Here is an 18008-nt window from a genome sequence, read left to right as displayed (position 1 = left end):
GCGAACACCCCACCCATCTGCTGGCGCAGGCGCTGGAGTGAGAGCTGGCATGGCAACAAGCGAATCAAGATGAGCACGCCGATTTACCGCTGCGAACACCCCACCCATCTGTTGGCGCAGGCGCTGGAGTGAGAGCTGGCATGACAGGTTGTTTGGAGGCATAGGCAGAGAGATAGCAAGACCAGCACGCCAAGGTATCGCCGTGCTGGTCTCACCGACTCGAGGGCCAGGTGCAGGCCCGACGAAAGAAGCAAAACAACGCATCCACGCAGAAAAACAAAAGAGCCGGCAAGTGCCGGCTCTTTTCATACTCACTGATGCATCAGGGATGCTGGATGATCAGGCTGTGGTTATCCAGCATGGACTGCAGGATGTCGTGGGAGGAGGAACCGCTCAGGTTCCAGCTGTTGAGATCCACATCCTTCAGGGTGATCTGCTGGGTCACCTGGCCATCCCCCGCCGGTGAGACCGACAGGCTCACGTCGCTCAGCCCGCCACTGCCGGTGGCCACGCTGGCGGAGAGGTGATTGAGCAAGCCATCCACGCTGTTGTCGGTCACCCCTTGCAGCAGATCCGCCAGGTCGATCTTGTCCCCCTCTTCCGGGTGGAAGTCGGTGATGGTGTCGATGGCCGGTTGCCCCGTCGTCCCCTCATCGCCACTGCCCCACACGAAGAGATCGCTGCCGGCGCCGCCGGTCAGGATATCGTTGCCATGGCCGCCCCTGAGCACGTCATCCCCCAGGCCGCCCAGAATCCGATCGTCGCCGCTGGAGCCAAACAGCCAGTCATTCTGATCCGAGCCCAGCAGATCGTGACCGCTCTGGCTGTGGACCGTGACCGTATCCGGCGTCGAGCTGAGGGTCGAGCCACCCGCGCTCGACTCGGCGCTCAGGGTCAGGGCGTGATCCCCCATCGGCAGATCCTTGAGATAGATAGGCACGGACTGATCCATCGGCAGCAACCAGTCACCGTTGCTGTCGGCATGACCCACGCTCTGGCCATGCTCGTCCACCACCTGGGCACCGCCCAGATTCTGGATCCGCACCGAGAGCTCACCCGGCGCCGGGTTGGCCACGCTGGCACTCAGGTTGAGCGGCACCCAGGCCCCCTGCAGGGCGTGGATATCGTGGGTACCCAGGCTAAGCTGCGGATCGTCCGCCTCGGCGGTCACCTGGATGCCGACCTGGGTGCTGTCGGTCAGCGCCCCACCCGACCCACTGTTGCCCTGATCCGAGGTGGTGATGGTCAGGTTGTCCTGTCCCCAGAAGTCCTTGGCCGGCTCGTAATGCAGGCTGCCATTGATCAGGCTGTTCAGGTCGCTCAGTGAGCCCACCAGGGTGATCTCGCCGGTGCCCGCCCCCTGCACCGAGACGGCGCCCGCCGCCCCCAGCAGGGTCAGCACGCCGTGCTCGACCCGCAGCACCATGGAGAGCGGCGCACTGCCCGCGTCCACGTCCTTCACGCTGATGCCGGACAGCGACAGCGAACCATCCTCCTTCACCGACATGGCCGCCGGTACCTGGTTGATCGGCGCATCGTTGACCGGTTGCACCTCGATGGGCAGCACGTCGCTGTCGCCGAGGGCGCCACCGCTGCCGGTGTTGCCCAGATCGTCGGTGACCATGGTGAGCGCATCCTGGCCATTGAAGTCCTGCTCACCCTGATAGGTCACGCCACCCGCCAACAGGGCGTTGATGTTCGCCTGGGAGCCACTCAACACCAGGGTGTCGCTGCCGCCCCCCGTCACCGTCACGCCGCTGCCCGCCGGCAACTCCAGGATGCCGTGCATGACCGACAGGGTCACCTTGATGGGGCTGCCGCCCGCATCCACGTCGTTCACCTGCAGTCCCTGGATGCGGAAAGGCGTGTCCTCCTGCGCTATCTGGGGTTCGGTGGGCAACAGGTTGACCGGGGCGTCGTTGACCGGTTGCACCTCGATGGGCAGCACGTCGCTGTCGCTCAGGGCGCCGCCGCTACCGGTGTTGCCCAGATCGTTGGTGGTCATGGTCAGGGCATCGTCGCCATGGAAGTTGGCGCTGCCTTTATAGTCGATGCCGCCATTGAGCAGGGCATTGATCTGGGCCAGGGTGCCGTTGAGCACCAAGGAACCGCTGCCGTCGCCGCTCACCGCCACCCCGGCGGCATTGAGCACGGTCAGGGTGCCATGGTTCACCGAGAGGCGTACCTCTATGTTGCCGCTGCCCGCATCCACGTCCTTGACCTGCAAACCCTGGATGGTGAAGGGCTTGTCCTCCTGGGCCACCTGGGGATCGCTGGGCAGCAGGTTGATGGGCGCATCGTTGACCGCGCTCACCTCCACCTGGATGTGGCCATTGACCTCGGGGCCGAGGGCGCCGTTGTCCAGGCTCTGGGCCGTCACCTTGAGGTCCAGCACCCCGTTGGCATCGTTGGTCACCAGTTCGATGGCGTCCAGCTTGCCGCCATCCGTGGTGATCTGCCAGCGGCCGCCGCCGAGATCCACGACACTGCCGTCCACCCCGCTGGGCAGACGGATCTCGGCGCCGTCGGGTACCCCTTCCAGGGTGACTCGCACCTGTTCGGGGCCATTCTCATGGACGTTGCCGGCACTGCCGCCGGTGGCCTGGGTATCCCGGGTCTCCAGCCCAAGGTTCAGGGTGATCACATCCCCCTCGGTGCCGCTCGCCTTGTCCTGCATGTCGGCGATGATGGCATCCCCCACCGGATTGACGGTGACGGTAAAGTTCCCGCTGGTCTCGAGGGGCACGGTGAGCCCCTTGTCCAGGGTGAAGACGCTCAGGCCGAGATCCAGGCTGCCACTGAAGTTCGCCGGCGGGATCAGGCTCAGCTTGGCGAAGTCGGTGCCGACAGGCACCTGCCATACGCCGCCAACGTTGTTGACCGCGGGAGCCGACAGGGTGAAGCCATCCGGCACCCCCTTGATCTGCAACGCCACTATCTGCTCGGAGCCGTCGTTGTCGATCAGGCTGGCGCCGAAGCCGGCCAGGCTGACGCGGCCATCTTCGTTGCCGTTCACGTCGTGCACGCTGATATTGGCCGGATCATTGACCGGCTTGACCTCGAAGCCCACCTGGCCGCTCCAGCTGCCGCGATCCTCGCCTGTGGTGGCGGTGTCGAGGATATCGACCTTGATATCGAGGGGCACCTGGCCGCTGAAGTGCTCCCTGGGCACGAACACCAGATCCTTGAGCGCCGCCGGATCCTTCACCACCAGGCTGTTGGTCGGCTGGCCGTTGCCATCGAGGAAATGGCCGTACTTGGCATCGACGGTCAGGGTGACCGACTCCACCGTTTCCAGACCACCGTCGGCCACCGTGGGGCTGATGTCCGCCAGCTTGACCGAGAGATCGAGGTGGATCTCGGTGTCTTCCAGGTTGTCAGGCTGGCCGTCGCCATTCACATCCTTGATCTGCAGTTGCAGCTCGGGCAGGCCATCGGCACCGCCGTTGATGTCGACCTCGGGGGTGATGGAGAGGGAAACATCCTTCTCCACCACCTTGGTATCCCCGCTCACCGTGTCGGTGTTGACCAGCCGCACGTTGAAGTCCAGGTCGTTGCCGGCATAGTCCTCTGGCAGGGAGAGGGTCAGCTTGTCGAGGTCGTCCAGTCCACCCGGCAGCTTGATGAGGTACTCGCCGTTGGCGAAGTCAAAGGTCAGCCCCTGCACGCTCACGCCCTGCGGCAAGCCGGTGATGACGATGCTGAGTTCGTCATCGCCGCCGTCTACCGAGCCCAGGGTCACCATGCTCTTGAGCTGGCTGCCGAAGTTGACGCCGTGATCCTCCACCCCTGTGATGGGGGCACTGTTGTCGAAATCGATATCGGCGGCCTTCTGATCCGGGGTGGTCACGGGACCGAAGTCGGCACTGGCATTGAGATCCTTGCGCACCGAGGCGCTGACGTCGCCGTCATCGCTGAGATCATGCACCAGGGCACTCACCTTGAACTCGACCTTGCCGGTAAAGCCATTGGGAGCATGCAGGGCATAGCTGCCCAGGGCACCATTGGGCACGGTCCAGTTGCCCTTGCCGTCGCTGATCCCCCCCACCACCACGAAACCGGGCGGCAGATCGCTGATGACCAGATAGTCGATGGTCTCGACGCTGCTCGGATCCAGATCCTGGAATTCAAACACCCCGCCCAGCGGGATATCGTGACCATCCGGGCTCTCCAGTGTCCCGCCGGTCTGCACCAGGTTGCCATCCGGCTCGACCACCGCCTGGATATCCACATGCAGCTGGCCGTCGATCACCTTATCGACCACCACGCTGGAATCCACGTCGTGCTGGGTCACGGTCACATGACTCTGGATATTGGTGTCCTTGTCACTGTCTTGTGGCGCCTTCACCAACAGCTTTCCGCCGTTAAGCAGGCTCTGCAGATCCACATCGCTCAGGTCGACGGCACCACCGTTCAGGTTGAGCTGATGGGTACCCTTGGCATCCGTTACCCAGATCTCATAGCCGGGTTCGATGCCGGAGAGACTGAGGTGGGTCACCTGCTCGGCGCCGTCGGTCAGATCTGGATGCCAGTCGAGCACGACAAACTGATCCTCCAGACCATGGCTGCTCTTGTCATAGTTGCCGGCATCGATCTCGGGCTCCACCTTGATGGTGAGCGGCACATCGAAGCCCTTGCTGTCGCCGTCGTTCTCGGTCACCACCACGTGGGCGATGAGGTGGATATCGGCGGTGCTGTTGGCCGGCGGCTGGATCTGCAGGTTGCCCAGATCCGATACATCGACCTGGTAGGTCGGCTTGCCTTGGGCGTCGAGCCCGGCGAAGGTCAGGGTGAGCTCGTTGCCGTTGCCATCGAACACCTTGGCCCCCTCCGGCAAGCCTTCCAGCACCAGGTTGAGGCTCTCGGAGTTATCCAGCGGAGTATCTGTCTTCTCCCCCGATTCGAGCCTGAAGTCGAGCGGCGCCCGACCATCCTCCTGGATGGTGGTCGTGTAACCATTGCCCTCGGCCGTCCAGCCGGTGGTGCCGAGATCGAAGTGAGGCTGATCCACCACCCCGATGAGATCCACGTGCAGGCTCTGGGAGCCGGTCTCCTTCTCGCTGACCACGATATGGGTCTGGCCATTGGCATCGGTCAGGGTCGCCGAGTCTTTCACCACCCCCTTGATGGTGAGATCGAAGTCGACGTTGCTGTTCTTCGGCGGCTGCAGTTTGAGCTCGCCGATGCGATCGTAGGGCACCTCGTAGTAACCCTTGGCATCCTGACTCACCACCACGCCACCGAGCAGCAAAGTGGCACCGGCGGGCAGGCCTTCGATACGCACGAAGAGTTTCTCGGAGCCATCGCTCAGATCCCCGAGGTGGGCGAGCGAGATCTTGCTGCCCAGATCGAGTTGGCTGTCTTCCTTGCCCTGGATATCACGGATGCTGAGCTTGGCGTCATCCGCCTGCGGATTGACGTTGATCACCAGCTCGATGGGATCGCCGAGCGCCTTGTCCTGACCGCTGACAACCGGCGCCTTTTCGGTACTGACCGGCGTCACCGTGAGCTTGATGTCGCCGCTGTAATCCTTGTCGGGCACCACTGTGATCTTGTTGATGTCGCCCGCCTTGACGGTGTAAAGCCCATTGCTGCCGGGTTGGAGCACTTGACCGTTCAGGGTCAGGCTGCCATGACCGGACTCCCAGTGGATCTGGTAGCTCAGGGTCTCGGATCCATCAGTGTCAGTCAGCTCGGCCTTCACATTGAGCGCTATGCCGTTGCCGTCTTCGTTGATGCTGTAATGCTGATCGGTACTGCCAGAGACCCAGACCGGCTTGTCGGCGATGCCCTGCACCGTGATGGCGAGATCGCCGTTCACGGCGGGCGGCGGCGTCCCTTCGGTCACCCCGACCTGCACCTGCACCTGGAAGTGCAGCGGTTGCTTGTTGTTGCTCCAGCTCGACCAGTCATCCGCCGGCACGAAGCTGAGACCCGAGGTGCTGTAGTTGACCTTGTCCGTGGTCACCATGGCTTCGGGCGGCACGATAAACCACTTGCCATCGGCCGTGGTGGTGAGCGCCACCCCGTTGTAGTAGAAGGTACCGTGAGCGTTGGCCGGGGCCTGGATCAGCAGCTGATCCACGTGCTCGCCTCGGTCGAAGTCGCCGATATCCAGGTTCATGTGGATGGCAATGCCCTGACTCGGATCCTGCGCTCCCTGATCTTCCTGGCCCGTAGCCCCGTTCACGGTGAAGCGCACCGCCTCATCCTGCAGGTTGAGGGTCAGGGTGCTCTTGGCGGTGTCGCCATCGCCATCGACGATCTGGGCGGTGATGCGCTGGCTGAGGCTGGCATCATCGTGATCAAATCCTGGCCTTGGCGTGAAGCTGTAGTTGCCATCCTGGCCTATGGTCAGCGACCCCATCACCTGCTTGCCATCCGGGCTCATCACCTCCAGGGTCAGGCTGCCGTTGATGTCATGGACCTGACCGTTGACGGTGACCGAGGCCACCCTGGCACCATCTGCCCCCTCGTTGGCCGGCGGCAACAGATCGCCGCTCACGACGCTGCCGGCCTCGCTCAGGTTGTGAGCCAGCTCGGTGCCGATGGGCATGTCATCCTGCACCGTCACCTCGACCGTCACATTGGGGCTGCGATCCCCATCAAAGTCGGTCACGAACAGCGGCAGCTCGATGCCAAGCTCGTCCTTGCCTTGGGAGCCATGATCGAGCTGACCCACCAGATGGAAGCTGTAGTTGCCGTTGACGTCGAGATGCACCCAGAACACCGGCTTGCCGCCTTCGGCACTGGCCAGATACCAACCCGGGCTATGGGCCGCCAGGGTGACCTCCTTGCCCTCCGAGGTGAGGTGGTTGGCCTGGTTGAAGGCCGCCACGTCCAGCTCGAGGGAGGCAATCCTGTCCGAGCCAGCGCCGATGGTCACCTTGCCACCGGCAGCCTCCCCATTCTCGGCTGGCGTGGTGCCCGGATGCTGGGAACCGCTCGCATCCAGATCCGCTTCTTCGACCCGAACGGAGTCGATGGCCGAGATCAGAGGATCGGCCGCATCGGTGATCACCACTGTGGTGTCGCCGCTGATCACAGAACCATCGCTGTCGGTCACCTGCAGCGGCAGGGTCAGCTCAAGGTTGTCGCTCGCGCCGTGATCCAGGTTGGTGTGGACTGTGACCTCGTAGTCGAGGGTCGCCGAGTTGTGGGCTTCGATGCGACCCGGCACGCTCGGCAGGGTCACCGTCAGCACCAGGGTGCCGCTGGCGGTCAGCCCCTGGAAGCTATGGCCGTTGCTGCCCGGCACTTCCTGCCAGGTCAGAGTCTCACCGTTGTGGGTGATGGGCTGGCCGCTCGCATCGACCACCTGACCGCTCAGGGTCAGCCGCACATCCACCACGGGATCCGAGTCGGCGGTGATGGTCAGGGTGCCGGTGGCATGCTCATCATCACCGGTCGCACCGTGGGCGGCGCCATCGAAGCGCCCTTCATTCAGGGTCACCCCGGTCAGGGTGATGACGGGCTTGTTCCCCTCGCCGATGCTGACGTTGAGGGTGCCTGTGGTGCTGTCGTTGTTGCCAGCCCCCTTGTCGCTGTCGACGATATTGAGCTTGAACGGCAGCTCTGTGCTGCTGCCGTTGGCCTGGTGCACCCCTTCAAACAGGGTCACCTTGTAGTCGAAGTCATTGCTGGCGGCACCCTTGAGGTCGCCGCTGATCTCGACCTGCAGCACCTCGACCCGCTGGCCGTTGACCTCGACGTAGCCTTTGAGGATCTGGTTACCAGGGATACTGGGGTCGCCATCGACCAGCTCGTACTTGACCTGCTGGCCCAGCGCGGTCAGCGCCGGTTGCTCCGCGACCTCGGCGAACGACACCTCGCTCACCCGATCCGAGCCGGCGTTGACGCTGAAGTGACCGGTGCCGGTCAGGGCATTGCTGCCATCGAGGTTGCCCTCATCCAGGCTCACCCCGCTGCCCGCCACGAAGCCGGGCGCATTGCCATCCTTGATGACCAGCGGCAAGGTGGTGGACGCGCTGTCCCCGTCCTTGTCGGTCAGGGTCACGTTGAGCGGCAGATCGAGGGATTCGTTGCCTTGGTGATCCAGCTCGCCACTCAGGGTCACCTTGGCCATGACGCTCCAGTTGCCGTTGTTATCCACCAGGCTCAGCTCGGCGCGCAGCACCTCACGGCCGTCGGCGCTGGTGCCCACCAGGGAGCCATCGGCATCCAGGCTGAAGGTGATCGGGCTGCCGTGGCTGCTGAACTTGCCATCCAGGCTCTGCTGGATGGCGCCGAGGTCAAACCTGAGGCTGTCGGGTGCCAGGGCATCGGAGCCGTGGCTCACGGTGAAGCTCATGTTGCCCACCACGGCGCCATCGCCCTGATCCGCCTCGGTCAGGCTGGTGCCGGTCACGGCGCTGATCACCGGGTTGGCACCATCGCCGACAGACACGCTCAGGGAGGAGGAGACCTTGTCGCCATCCGAATCGGTGAGGGTGAAGCCCGCCAAAAGCCGACTGTCGGCACTGCCCTGATCCAGCGGCTGGTTGAGGGTGAAGACGTAGTGGCCTTGTTGATCCAGGGTCAGGGTGAAGACATTCTGGCCGTTGACGCTGCCGCTGATGCTGTTGCCGCTGACGCTGATCAGCACAGGCGCACCGCCGCTGGTGAGCCCCTGCAGGCCCGGCTGGCTGGCGTCGAAGCTGATATTGGCGAGCGGATCCGTGCCGGCGCTGATGTTGAGATCGCCGGAGAGGGTCTGACCCGCGCTCCAATCGCTGTCTTCCACCAGGTTCAGTGAGACCGCATCCACGCCCGGCAGGGCGCCGTCGGTGATGGCGATATTCAAGGTGCCGAGGTTGCTCTGATCACCGTCGAAGTCGGTGCCCTGCACCTGCAGCCCCAGGTTGACGCTGTCGGTATTGACCGGTTGATCCAGCACGCCATTAAGCTGCACATGGTACTTGCCATCCAGATCCAGGGTGACGGTCAAGATGGTCTTGCCGCCGGCATCCAGCAGGGTGATCTGATTGCCGTTCACCTGATAAGTGGTCGGTTTGCCGCCGCTGGTCAGATCGTCCAGACCGGGCTGGCTCGCCTCAAAGTTCAAAGAGACCAGACGATCGCTGCCGACATGGACCGGCAGCTGACCATCCAGGCTCTGGCTAGGGCCGCCTTCCTGCAGGCTGATGCCGGCATCGATACCAAGGCTGGGATCGGCGGCATCGGTGATCACCACTGTGGTGTCGCCGTTGATCAGGGTGCCGTCGCTGTCGGTCACCTGCAGCGGCAAGGTCAGCTCAAGGTTGTCGCTCGCGCCGTGATCCAGGTTGGTGTGGACTGTGATGTCGTAGTCGAGGGTCGCCGAGCTGTGAGCCTCGATGCGACCCGGCACGCTCGGCAGGGTCACCGTCAGCACCAGGGTGCCGCTCGCGGTCAACCCCTGGAAGCTATGACCGTTGTTGCCCGGCACTTCTTGCCAGGTCAAGGTCTCGCCGTTGTGGGTGATGGGCTGGCCGCCGGCATCGACCACCTGACCACTCAGGGTCAGCCGCACGTCCACCACGGGATCCGAGTCGGCGGTGATGGTCAGGGTGCCGGTGGCGTGCTGATCATCCGCAGTCACGCCGCTGGCGGCGCCGTCGAAGCGCCCTTCACTTAAGTTAACCCCGGTCAGGGAGATGATCGGCTTGTCCCCTTCCCCGATGCTGACGTTGAGGGTGCCTGTGGTGCTGTCGTTGTTGCCAGCCCCCTTGTCGCTGTCGACGATATTGAGCTTGAACGGCAGTTCTGTCGTGCTGCTGCCATTGGCCTGGTGCACCCCTTCAAACAGGGTCACCTTGTAATCGAAGTCGTTGCTGGCGGCGCCCTTGAGGTCGCCGCTGATCTCGACCTCCAGCACCTCGATGCGCTGGCCATTGACCTCGACGTAGCCTTTGAGGATCTGGTTACCAGGGATGCTGGGGTCGCCATCGACCAGCTCGTACTTGACCTGCTGCCCCAGCGCGGTCAGCGCCGGTTGCTCCGCGACCTCGGCAAACGACACCTCGCTCACCCTATCCGAGCCGGCGTTGACGCTGAAGTGGCCGGTGCCGGTCAGGGCATTGCTGCCATCGAGGTTGCCCTCATCCAGGCTCACCCCGCTGCCCGCCACGAAGCCGGGCGCATTGCCATCCTTGATGACCAGCGGCAAGGTGGTGGACGCGCTGTCCCCGTCCTTGTCGGTCAGGGTCACGTTGAGCGGCAAATCCAGGGATTCGTTGCCCTGATGATCCAACTCGCCACTCAGGGTCACCTTGGCCGTGACGCTCCAGTTGCCGTTGTTATCCACCAGGCTCAGCTCGGCGCGCAGCACCTCACGGCCGTCGGCGCTGGTGCCCACCAGGGAGCCATCGGCATCCAGGCTGAAAGTGATCGGGCTGCCGTGACTGCTGAACTTGCCGTCCAGGCTCTGCTGGATGGCGCCGAGGTCAAACCTGAGGCTGTCGGGTGCCAGGGCATCGGAGCCGTGGCTCACGGTGAAGCTCATGTTGCCCACCACGGCGCCATCGCCCTGATCCGCCTCGGTCAGGCTGGTGCCGGTCACGGCGCTGATCACCGGGTTGGCACCATCGCCGACAGACACGCTCAGGGAAGAGGAGACCTTGTCACCATCCGAATCGGTCAGGGTGAAGCCCGCCAAAAGCCGACTGTCGGCACTGCCCTGATCCAGCGGCTGGTTGAGGGTGAAGACGTAGTGGCCTTGTTGATCCAGGATCAGGGTGAAGACATTCTGGCCGTTGACGCTGCCGCTGATGCTGTTGCCGCTGACGCTGATCAGCACAGGCGCACCGCCGCTGGTGAGCCCCTGCAGGCCCGGCTGGCTGGCGTCGAAGCTGATATTGGCGAGCGGATCGGTGCCGGCGCTGATGTTGAGATCGCCGGAGAGGGTCTGACCCGCGCTCCAATCGCTGTCTTCCACCAGGTTCAGTGAGACCGCATCCACGCCCGGCAGGGCGCCGTCGGTGATGGCGATATTCAAGGTGCCGAGGTTGCTCTGATCACCGTCAAAATCGGTGCCCTGCACCTGCAGCCCCAAGTTGACGCTGTTGGTATTGACCGGCTGATCCAGCACCCCGTCGAGGGTGAGATGGTATTTACCATCCAGATCCAGGGTCACGGTCAAGACGGTCTTGCCGCCGGCATCCAGCAGGGTGATCTGATTGCCGTTCACCTGATAAGTGGTCGGTTTGCCGCCGCTGGTCAGATCGTCCAGACCAGGCTGGCTCGCCTCAAAGTTCAAAGAGACCAGACGATCGCTGCCCACATGGACCGGCAACTGGCCGTCCAGGCTCTGGCTAGGGCCGCCTTCCTGCAGGCTGATGCCGGCGTCGAGGCCGAGGCTGGGATCTATGCCGTCATCTATGGTCACAACGAGATCGGCGCGGGTCTCGTCGCCGTCGATCTCCTTGGCACAGACGGAGAGCCCCAACGAGAGCTCATCGCTACCCTGGTGATCGAGCGGGGCAGTGAGGGAGACGGTGACCTTCCCCTCGATGTCGCTGCCCGACTGGCTGGCGCTCAGCTCGGCCTTCAGCACCTCCACCCGGTTGCCGTTGTCATCCAGGTAATAACCGGTCAGCAGGCGATCGCCGCTGAATTCGAAGCTGAGCGCATGACCGTCGCTACGCAGATCACTGCCATTGAGGCGCGCCAGGGTGCCCGCCTGATCGGCGAAGGCGACGGAGTCCGCCAGCAGGGGATCGGCCTGATGGCCGACCAGGAACTGGCTCTGCCCGACCACGGCCCCCTGATCGGTGAAGGCATCCTCGGTCAGGGTGATGGGCGTCAGCGTGAAGTCGGGCGGGGTGCTGTCCACCAGCTTGATATCGAGGTTGGCATTGACCAGGTCCCCGTCGCTGTCGCGATACTCCAGCGAGAACGGCAGGCTCAGGCTGTCCTGGCCGTGATCCAGACTCTGGTTCCAGACGATGCGGTAGCTGCCGTCATTGGCCAGGGTCAGGGTGAACACGGTCGCGCCGCCGGCGGTGGCGGTGAGGGTCTGGCCGCTTAGCTGATAGCTCAGGGCCGAGCCCTGGCTGGTGAGGCCCAGATCCTGGAGCGCGCCTTGATCCGCGGCGAAGCCCACCTGCAGATTGCCATCCATGCCGGCGCCGGTATGCAGGGAGCCGGTGGCGCTGACGGGGCCGTCGGCCAGGTCGGCCTCGGACAGGGTCAGGGTGTCGCTCTGACCAATCAGCGGGGCACCGTCGATCACCCGGTTGCCCGCGAGATCGGTCACCTCGGCCCGCACCTCATAGGGGCCTGAGAGGCTGGAGAGGTCCAGCCCGTTCAGCTGCCAGCGGCCGTCGCTGCCCACCAGGGCAGCGCCGCTGTAGAGCGTCTGGCCGTTCTGGCCAATCAGGGTGATGGTGACGCTCTGGCCCGCCTCCACCTGGGTGGTGCTGCCACTCAGGGTGACGTTGTCGTGACCCAGGATGTTCTGGGTGTCGAGATCGTCGATGTCGATACCGGCCCGGGTATCGACGGTCACGGTCAGGATGTCGCTGGCCCGGTTGCCCGCGATGTCGACCGAGTCGACGCGAAAATCATAGGCACCGTCGGCCATGTCACTGGGGATCTGATATTGCCAGTTGCCGTTGCCATCGACGGTGAGCACGGTCAGAACCTTGCCCCCCAGGCTCAGGGTGACGGTGGCGCCGGGCTCCCCCTTGCCTTGCAGCAGCGGGGTGGTGTCGCGGGTCAGGTCGTCCACCTGGCTGGCGCCGGTGTCGCTCTCGTCGCTCAGGTCGAGGGTGATGGTGGTGATGGTGTCGAGCAGGGTCTGGCCGAGATCGCTGGCCCGGTTGCCTGCCGCATCCTGGGTATCGGCCTGGATGCTGAGGGGGCCGTCCACCAGCTTACCGGTGACGTCACCGAAATCGGCCTCCCAGACGAAGCCGGGCAGCACCACAGTGGTGGTGGTGAGGCGATTGCCATCCTGATCGATCAGGGTAACGGTGACGGTCTGGCCCACCTCGACGTCTTCGACCGTGCCGCGGATGATGACCCCGGTGGCCTCGTCGGCATTGATGATGTTGTCCAGGGTCTGGGGTTCGGTGATGGTGATCTCGGCGACCTGATCCTGATCTTCCACGTAAGGATCGTCATTGCCCTGAGGCAGGAGCTGGTGGTCGGTATCAAACCCGGCCTCGGCCAAGGTGGCATCGTTGGCTCTGTCCACCACCACGAAGCCGCCGGCACTGGAGCCGACGACACCGCCACCGGTGGCGGCGGCCGCGTTGCCGGCCGCGGTCTCTTCAAACACCGCGGTCGGGTCGGCCCCCTGGCGGATGGCCTCCTGCAGGCTGGCCAGCTCGGGATCCACCGCGGCGGTCTGCGCCCCCGGTACCGGGTCGGGTTGAGCAAGTTCATGAGTCTCGCCGGCGGGATCGGCCAGCTCGAATCGCCCATCGGATTCGGCGAGCAGACGCTCGCCAGGCTGCAACTGCATCCCCAGGGTGGCACGGCGCGTGGAGCCGTCGGCATCCATGACAAGCACGGTGCCCTCCAGTTGCGTGATAAGGGTCGGTTTCTCGATTCGCAGCTCAGCCATATATCCTCCAACTCATGAACACGGACTCCTTCGTCTTGATATGAAGGAAGGCGTGGTAAATAGACGGCTATTTTACCGTCTCGAGCCGCAGAGATCCCTTCGACATTTTCGAAAATATCGAAAGAAAACCCCCTCTAACGTCCTATTTAATTCAGCAAAACGTTCGCGTCAGCGCAAAATAACCCTGGAGTGATTAATTTAGCCGCTATTGGCACCGAACATGGCTCTCTTGGCACCCATTTATACGACAACTACTGACATCGAGCTCATTCGGAGATGGTTCTCCATTATTTCAACAGCCTGACTGGAGCCCCTGCCAAGCGGCATGGAAAGTGAATTTAAATTCAAACAGGCCTGACGATTCAGAGAGGCGAACACAGCCCGCACGCCCCTGGCCTCCATCGGCAGCGCCTGCGTCCCTCCTCTACCTGCACGTCTCTCATTGCGGCGCGACATTCGGCACTAAAGCCTCAATACAGTTAAAGAATTAAACCTGGATCTCATTTCTGGCATTTGCCTGCATCGGCAATTGATCTAGCGCAAAGGCGCCGGTGATTAATCATCATCCATATTACCCATTTGGTATCATCCCCCTCGAGCAATCGTATAAAAAGCATTGTTTATGCATCAATAACAATTAATCGACCTGCCATGCCCATCGCCGATGAGCACAGATGTCCACGCAACAAGATGGAACGGTCAGGTCCGGCAATGATATTTATCTGGGAGTGATGACCGTGGGTTCACACAACAAGCTATTCAGGCCGGGCCTCGCCGCCCTGCTACTGACCACCCTGCTGAGCACCGGCAGTTGGGCACAGGCCGATGAGGCCAAGGGCAAGATCGAGGCGCGCAGCGAGCTGTTTGCCAAGGATCACGCCGATCAGTTCAACAGCTGGGAGTCGACCAGCGAGAGCCGGGAGCGCACCGACGCCCTGGCCGAAGATCCCCAGATGGTGGTGCTCTGGGCCGGCTACCCCTTCTCCAAGGATTACAACAAGCCGCGCGGTCACTTCTACGCCCTGACCGACGTGCGGGAGAGCCTGCGCACCGGTGCCCCCAAGACCGCCGAGGATGGCCCGCTGCCCATGGCGTGCTGGAGCTGCAAGGGACCGGACGTCGCCCGCGTCATCGATGAGAAGGGCGAGGATGGCTACTTCAAGGGGATGTGGGCCAAGGGTGGCCCCGAGATCGTCAACACCATCGGCTGCGCCGACTGCCATGACACCGCCTCGAAGGAGTTCAAGGAGGGCAAACCCGCCCTGCACCTCTCCCGTCCCTATGCCGACAGAGCCATGACCGCCATCGACAAGCCGTTCAAGCAGCAGGGTCGCTTCGATCAGCAGTCCCAGGTGTGCGGCCAGTGCCACGTGGAGTACTACTTCAACGGCCCCACCAAGGCGGTGAAATTCCCCTGGGACAAGGGCACCACGGTCGAGCAGATGGAAGAGTACTACGACGAGATCGGTTTCTCCGACTGGGTCCATGCCCTCTCCAAGACCCCCATGCTCAAGGCACAGCACCCCGAATACGAGACCTGGCGCGCCGGGATCCACGGCCAGAACAACGTCGCCTGCGTCGACTGCCACATGCCCAAGGTGCAGAACGAGCAGGGCAAGGTCTACACGGATCACAAGGTGGGTAACCCCTTCGATCGCTTCGAGCAGACCTGCCGCAACTGCCACACCCAGAGCAAGGAGATGCTGCAAGGGGTCGTCAAGCAGCGCAAGGATGCGGTGACCGAGATCAAGCTCAAGGTCGAGAAGCAGCTGGTGCACGCCCACTTCGAGGCCAAGGCGGCCTGGGATGCCGGTGCCACCGAGGCCGAGATGAAGGACATCCTGCAGGACATCCGTCACGCCCAATGGCGCTGGGACTTCTCCATCGCCTCCCACGGGGTGCAGATGCACGCCCCGGAAGTGGCGCTGCGCATGCTGGGCACCGCCCTGGACAAGGCCGCCGATGCCCGCACCAAGCTGGCTCGCCTGCTGGCCGCCAAGGGGATCAGCCACGAGATCGCCATTCCTGACATCTCCACCAAGGAGAAGGCCCAGGCCGCCCTCGGCATGGACATGAAGCAGATGAATGCCGACAAGGCCCAGTTCCTCAAGACCACAGTCCCTGCCTGGGAAGCCGAGGCCAAGGCGGCCGGACGGCTCGCACAGTAACGAGGCCTGCGGGCCCGCAAGCCGGGCCCGCAGCTGGATGGAGGCTTCCTATGGGTGATTTAACGATGGATTTCTTACGATTGATGCTGATGGCAGCCATGCTGCTCACCAGCCTGCAGGGCCAGGCCGCGGACAGCGCCGCCGCCCCGGCCGCACTGCCCCAGACACATGAAGTGGAGTTCTTGCGCAACCCCGACAAGGCCTGCACCGACTGCCACAAGGAGCAGCAGGAGGGCATGCACGGCAAGCATGGCCAGGCGACCAACCCCAACAACCTGGCGCCTGTGACCTGCACCAACTGTCACGGCAACCCCTCCCCCCAGCACCGGGAAGGGGTCAAGGATGTGATGCGCTTCAGCGACAGCTTCAATGAGAAGCAAGGTGACAATGGCTATCCCATCGCGGAGCAGAACGGGGTCTGCATGAGCTGCCACGAGCCCAAACCGCTGCGCGAGGCGCTCTGGGCCCACGATGTGCACGCCAGCAAACTCAGCTGCACCAGCTGTCATGCTCTGCACCCGGCCAAGGAGCCCATGGTGGGCATCCCGGAAAAATCCCGCATCAAGCTCTGCGTCGACTGCCACAGCAAGCAGCATGAAGCCAAGGCGGCCGGCCTGCAGGTCAATGCGGGCAAGGAGGCACCATGAGCTGCTCTCGCCGTCAGTTTATGGCTGGCATGGGAGCGGGTGCGCTGATCATGATGACGGGCCCTGCTCGCGCCAACGCCGGCACCCTCGCCCACAGCCAGACCATAGACGGGGTGCGTTACGGCATGCTGCACGACGAGACGGCCTGCATCGGCTGCACCGCCTGCATGGATGCCTGCCGGGAGGTGAACCAGGTGCCACAGGGGGTCTCGCGCCTCGAGATCCTCCGCACCGGCCCCGTCGGCGAGTTCCCCAACGCCGACTACCACTTCTTTCGCAAGTCCTGCCAGCACTGTGACAACGCCCCCTGCGTGCACGTCTGCCCGACCGGCGCCTCCCACATTCGTGCGGAGGACGGCATCGTCGACGTGAACCCGGATCTCTGCGTCGGCTGCATGTATTGCCTGGCGGCCTGCCCCTATCAGGTGCGCTTCATCAACCCGGTAACCCGGGTCGCCGACAAGTGCGACTTCTGCCGCAAGACCAACCTGGCCCAGGGCAAGGAGCCCGCCTGCGTGGCCTCCTGCCCCACCAGGGCGCTGGTGTTCGGCAATCTGGATGATCCGGGCAGCCCGATTGCAAAACGGCTGGTGAAGGAGACCACCTATCGCTACAAGCAGGCGCTCGGCACTTCGCCCAAGATGTACCGCGTGCCCAAAGGGGAGATCAAGTCATGACGATGCAAGCCGCATTTCACTTCCCTTCACTAGTCTGGGACTGGCCAATCGCCATCTACCTGTTCCTGCTCGGCATCTCCGCCGGGGCCACCAGCCTCTCGGTGCTGCTGCGCAGGAAAGGGGCCGGCAGCGAGAGCGGCATCATCAAGGCGACCGCCCTGTTGGCGCCGCTGTGCGTGATGCTGGGGCTGTTGATCCTCATCTTCCACCTGGCCCGCCCCTGGACCTTCTGGAAGCTGATGTTCCACTACCAGTTCGATTCTGTGATGTCGATGGGGGTCATGCTGTTCCAGCTCTATATGGCGGTGCTGTTCGCCTGGCTAGGGGTGGTGTTCAGGGCCGAGATCGAGGCGCTGCGCAGCCGCTTGTTCAAGCAGAAGTTCGCCTTCGTGGACGGCCTGATAGGCCTGCTGGCCCGGGTCGAGCGGTTGATGGCGCCGCTGCTGTTGTTGCTGGCGGTGCTGCTCGGTGCCTACACCGGCTTCCTGCTCTCGGCGCTGAAGACCTATCCGCTGCTGAACAACCCCGTGTTGCCGGTGCTGTTCCTGGTGTCCGGCATCGGCTCGGGGATAGCCGCCACCATCCTGCTGGCGGTAACGCTCTTTAAAGAGGATCACCACAGTGCGGGGGTGCACTTCGTGCATCGCTTCGAGCGCCCGCTGCTGGCGGTGGAGATACTGCTGCTGATCTGCTTCTTCACCGGCCTCTATTTTGGCGGCGGTCAGAAGGAGGTGGCCATGTGGGCCGCCATCGGCGGCGGCTTCTGGTCCCAGGTGTTCTGGGTCGGGGTGGTCGGCATCGGCATGCTGTTGCCCCAGTTGCTCGGCCTGCTCACCCCGGCCCCATTGCGGGAGAGGCGCGGCCACCTGGTGCTGGTCTGCAGCCTGACCCTGCTCGGCGTCTTGCTGTTGCGTTACTTCGTGCTCTATGCCGGCCAGATGACGGTGGTATAAGGAAAAACCACAAG

General features: G+C 63.5%; 5 protein-coding genes. 4 read left to right on the top strand and 1 reads right to left on the bottom strand.

Annotated elements, in window-relative coordinates:
- Nucleotides 1–322: 322 nt before the first annotated feature.
- Complete coding sequence (locus tag KW821_RS09440; RefSeq protein WP_218291255.1) at nt 323–13549, bottom strand: retention module-containing protein; 13227 nt, start codon at nt 13547–13549, stop codon at nt 323–325.
- Between the two features lie 731 nt (nt 13550–14280).
- On the opposite strand from KW821_RS09440, the gene nrfA reads away from it, so the two are divergent.
- Genes nrfA through nrfD form a run of 4 tightly spaced genes read left to right on the top strand, consistent with a single transcriptional unit; the run spans nt 14281 to nt 17994 of the window.
- Nucleotides 14281–15717 carry an ammonia-forming nitrite reductase cytochrome c552 subunit gene (gene nrfA, locus KW821_RS09435; protein ID WP_218291476.1) on the top strand — a complete coding sequence of 479 codons (1437 nt, stop codon included), beginning with the start codon at nt 14281–14283 and terminating at the stop codon, nt 15715–15717.
- Nucleotides 15718–15767: 50 nt separating this feature from the next.
- A complete protein-coding gene (nrfB, locus tag KW821_RS09430) occupies nt 15768–16364 on the top strand; it encodes a cytochrome c nitrite reductase pentaheme subunit (protein ID WP_042652316.1) in 597 nt (198 codons plus the stop codon).
- The gene (locus KW821_RS09425; RefSeq protein ID WP_042652317.1) at nt 16361–17041 is read left to right on the top strand and encodes a 4Fe-4S dicluster domain-containing protein; all 681 of its coding nucleotides are present in this window, start codon (nt 16361–16363) and stop codon (nt 17039–17041) included. Before nrfB ends, KW821_RS09425 begins: the two co-directional genes overlap by 4 nt.
- Nucleotides 17038–17994 (top strand): cytochrome c nitrite reductase subunit NrfD, encoded by a 957-nt coding sequence (gene nrfD, locus KW821_RS09420; protein WP_218291254.1) that lies wholly within the window; start codon nt 17038–17040, stop codon nt 17992–17994. The genes KW821_RS09425 and nrfD overlap by 4 nt, the downstream gene beginning before the upstream one ends.
- Nucleotides 17995–18008 lie beyond the last annotated feature (14 nt).

Source organism: Aeromonas sp. sif2416, from assembly GCF_019218665.1.
Taxonomy (GTDB): domain Bacteria; phylum Pseudomonadota; class Gammaproteobacteria; order Enterobacterales; family Aeromonadaceae; genus Aeromonas; species Aeromonas encheleia.
This window is presented reverse-complemented; position numbering and strand designations above follow the sequence as displayed.

Bases quoted from the DNA above. Each gene is read 5' to 3' on its own strand.
- KW821_RS09440 (WP_218291255.1), bottom strand. From the start codon at position 13,549: ATGGCTGAGCTGCGAATCGAGAAACCGACCCTTATCACGCAACTGGAG.
- nrfA (WP_218291476.1), top strand. From the start codon at position 14,281: ATGACCGTGGGTTCACACAACAAGCTATTCAGGCCGGGCCTCGCCGCC.
- nrfB (WP_042652316.1), top strand. From the start codon at position 15,768: ATGGGTGATTTAACGATGGATTTCTTACGATTGATGCTGATGGCAGCC.
- KW821_RS09425 (WP_042652317.1), top strand. From the start codon at position 16,361: ATGAGCTGCTCTCGCCGTCAGTTTATGGCTGGCATGGGAGCGGGTGCG.
- nrfD (WP_218291254.1), top strand. From the start codon at position 17,038: ATGACGATGCAAGCCGCATTTCACTTCCCTTCACTAGTCTGGGACTGG.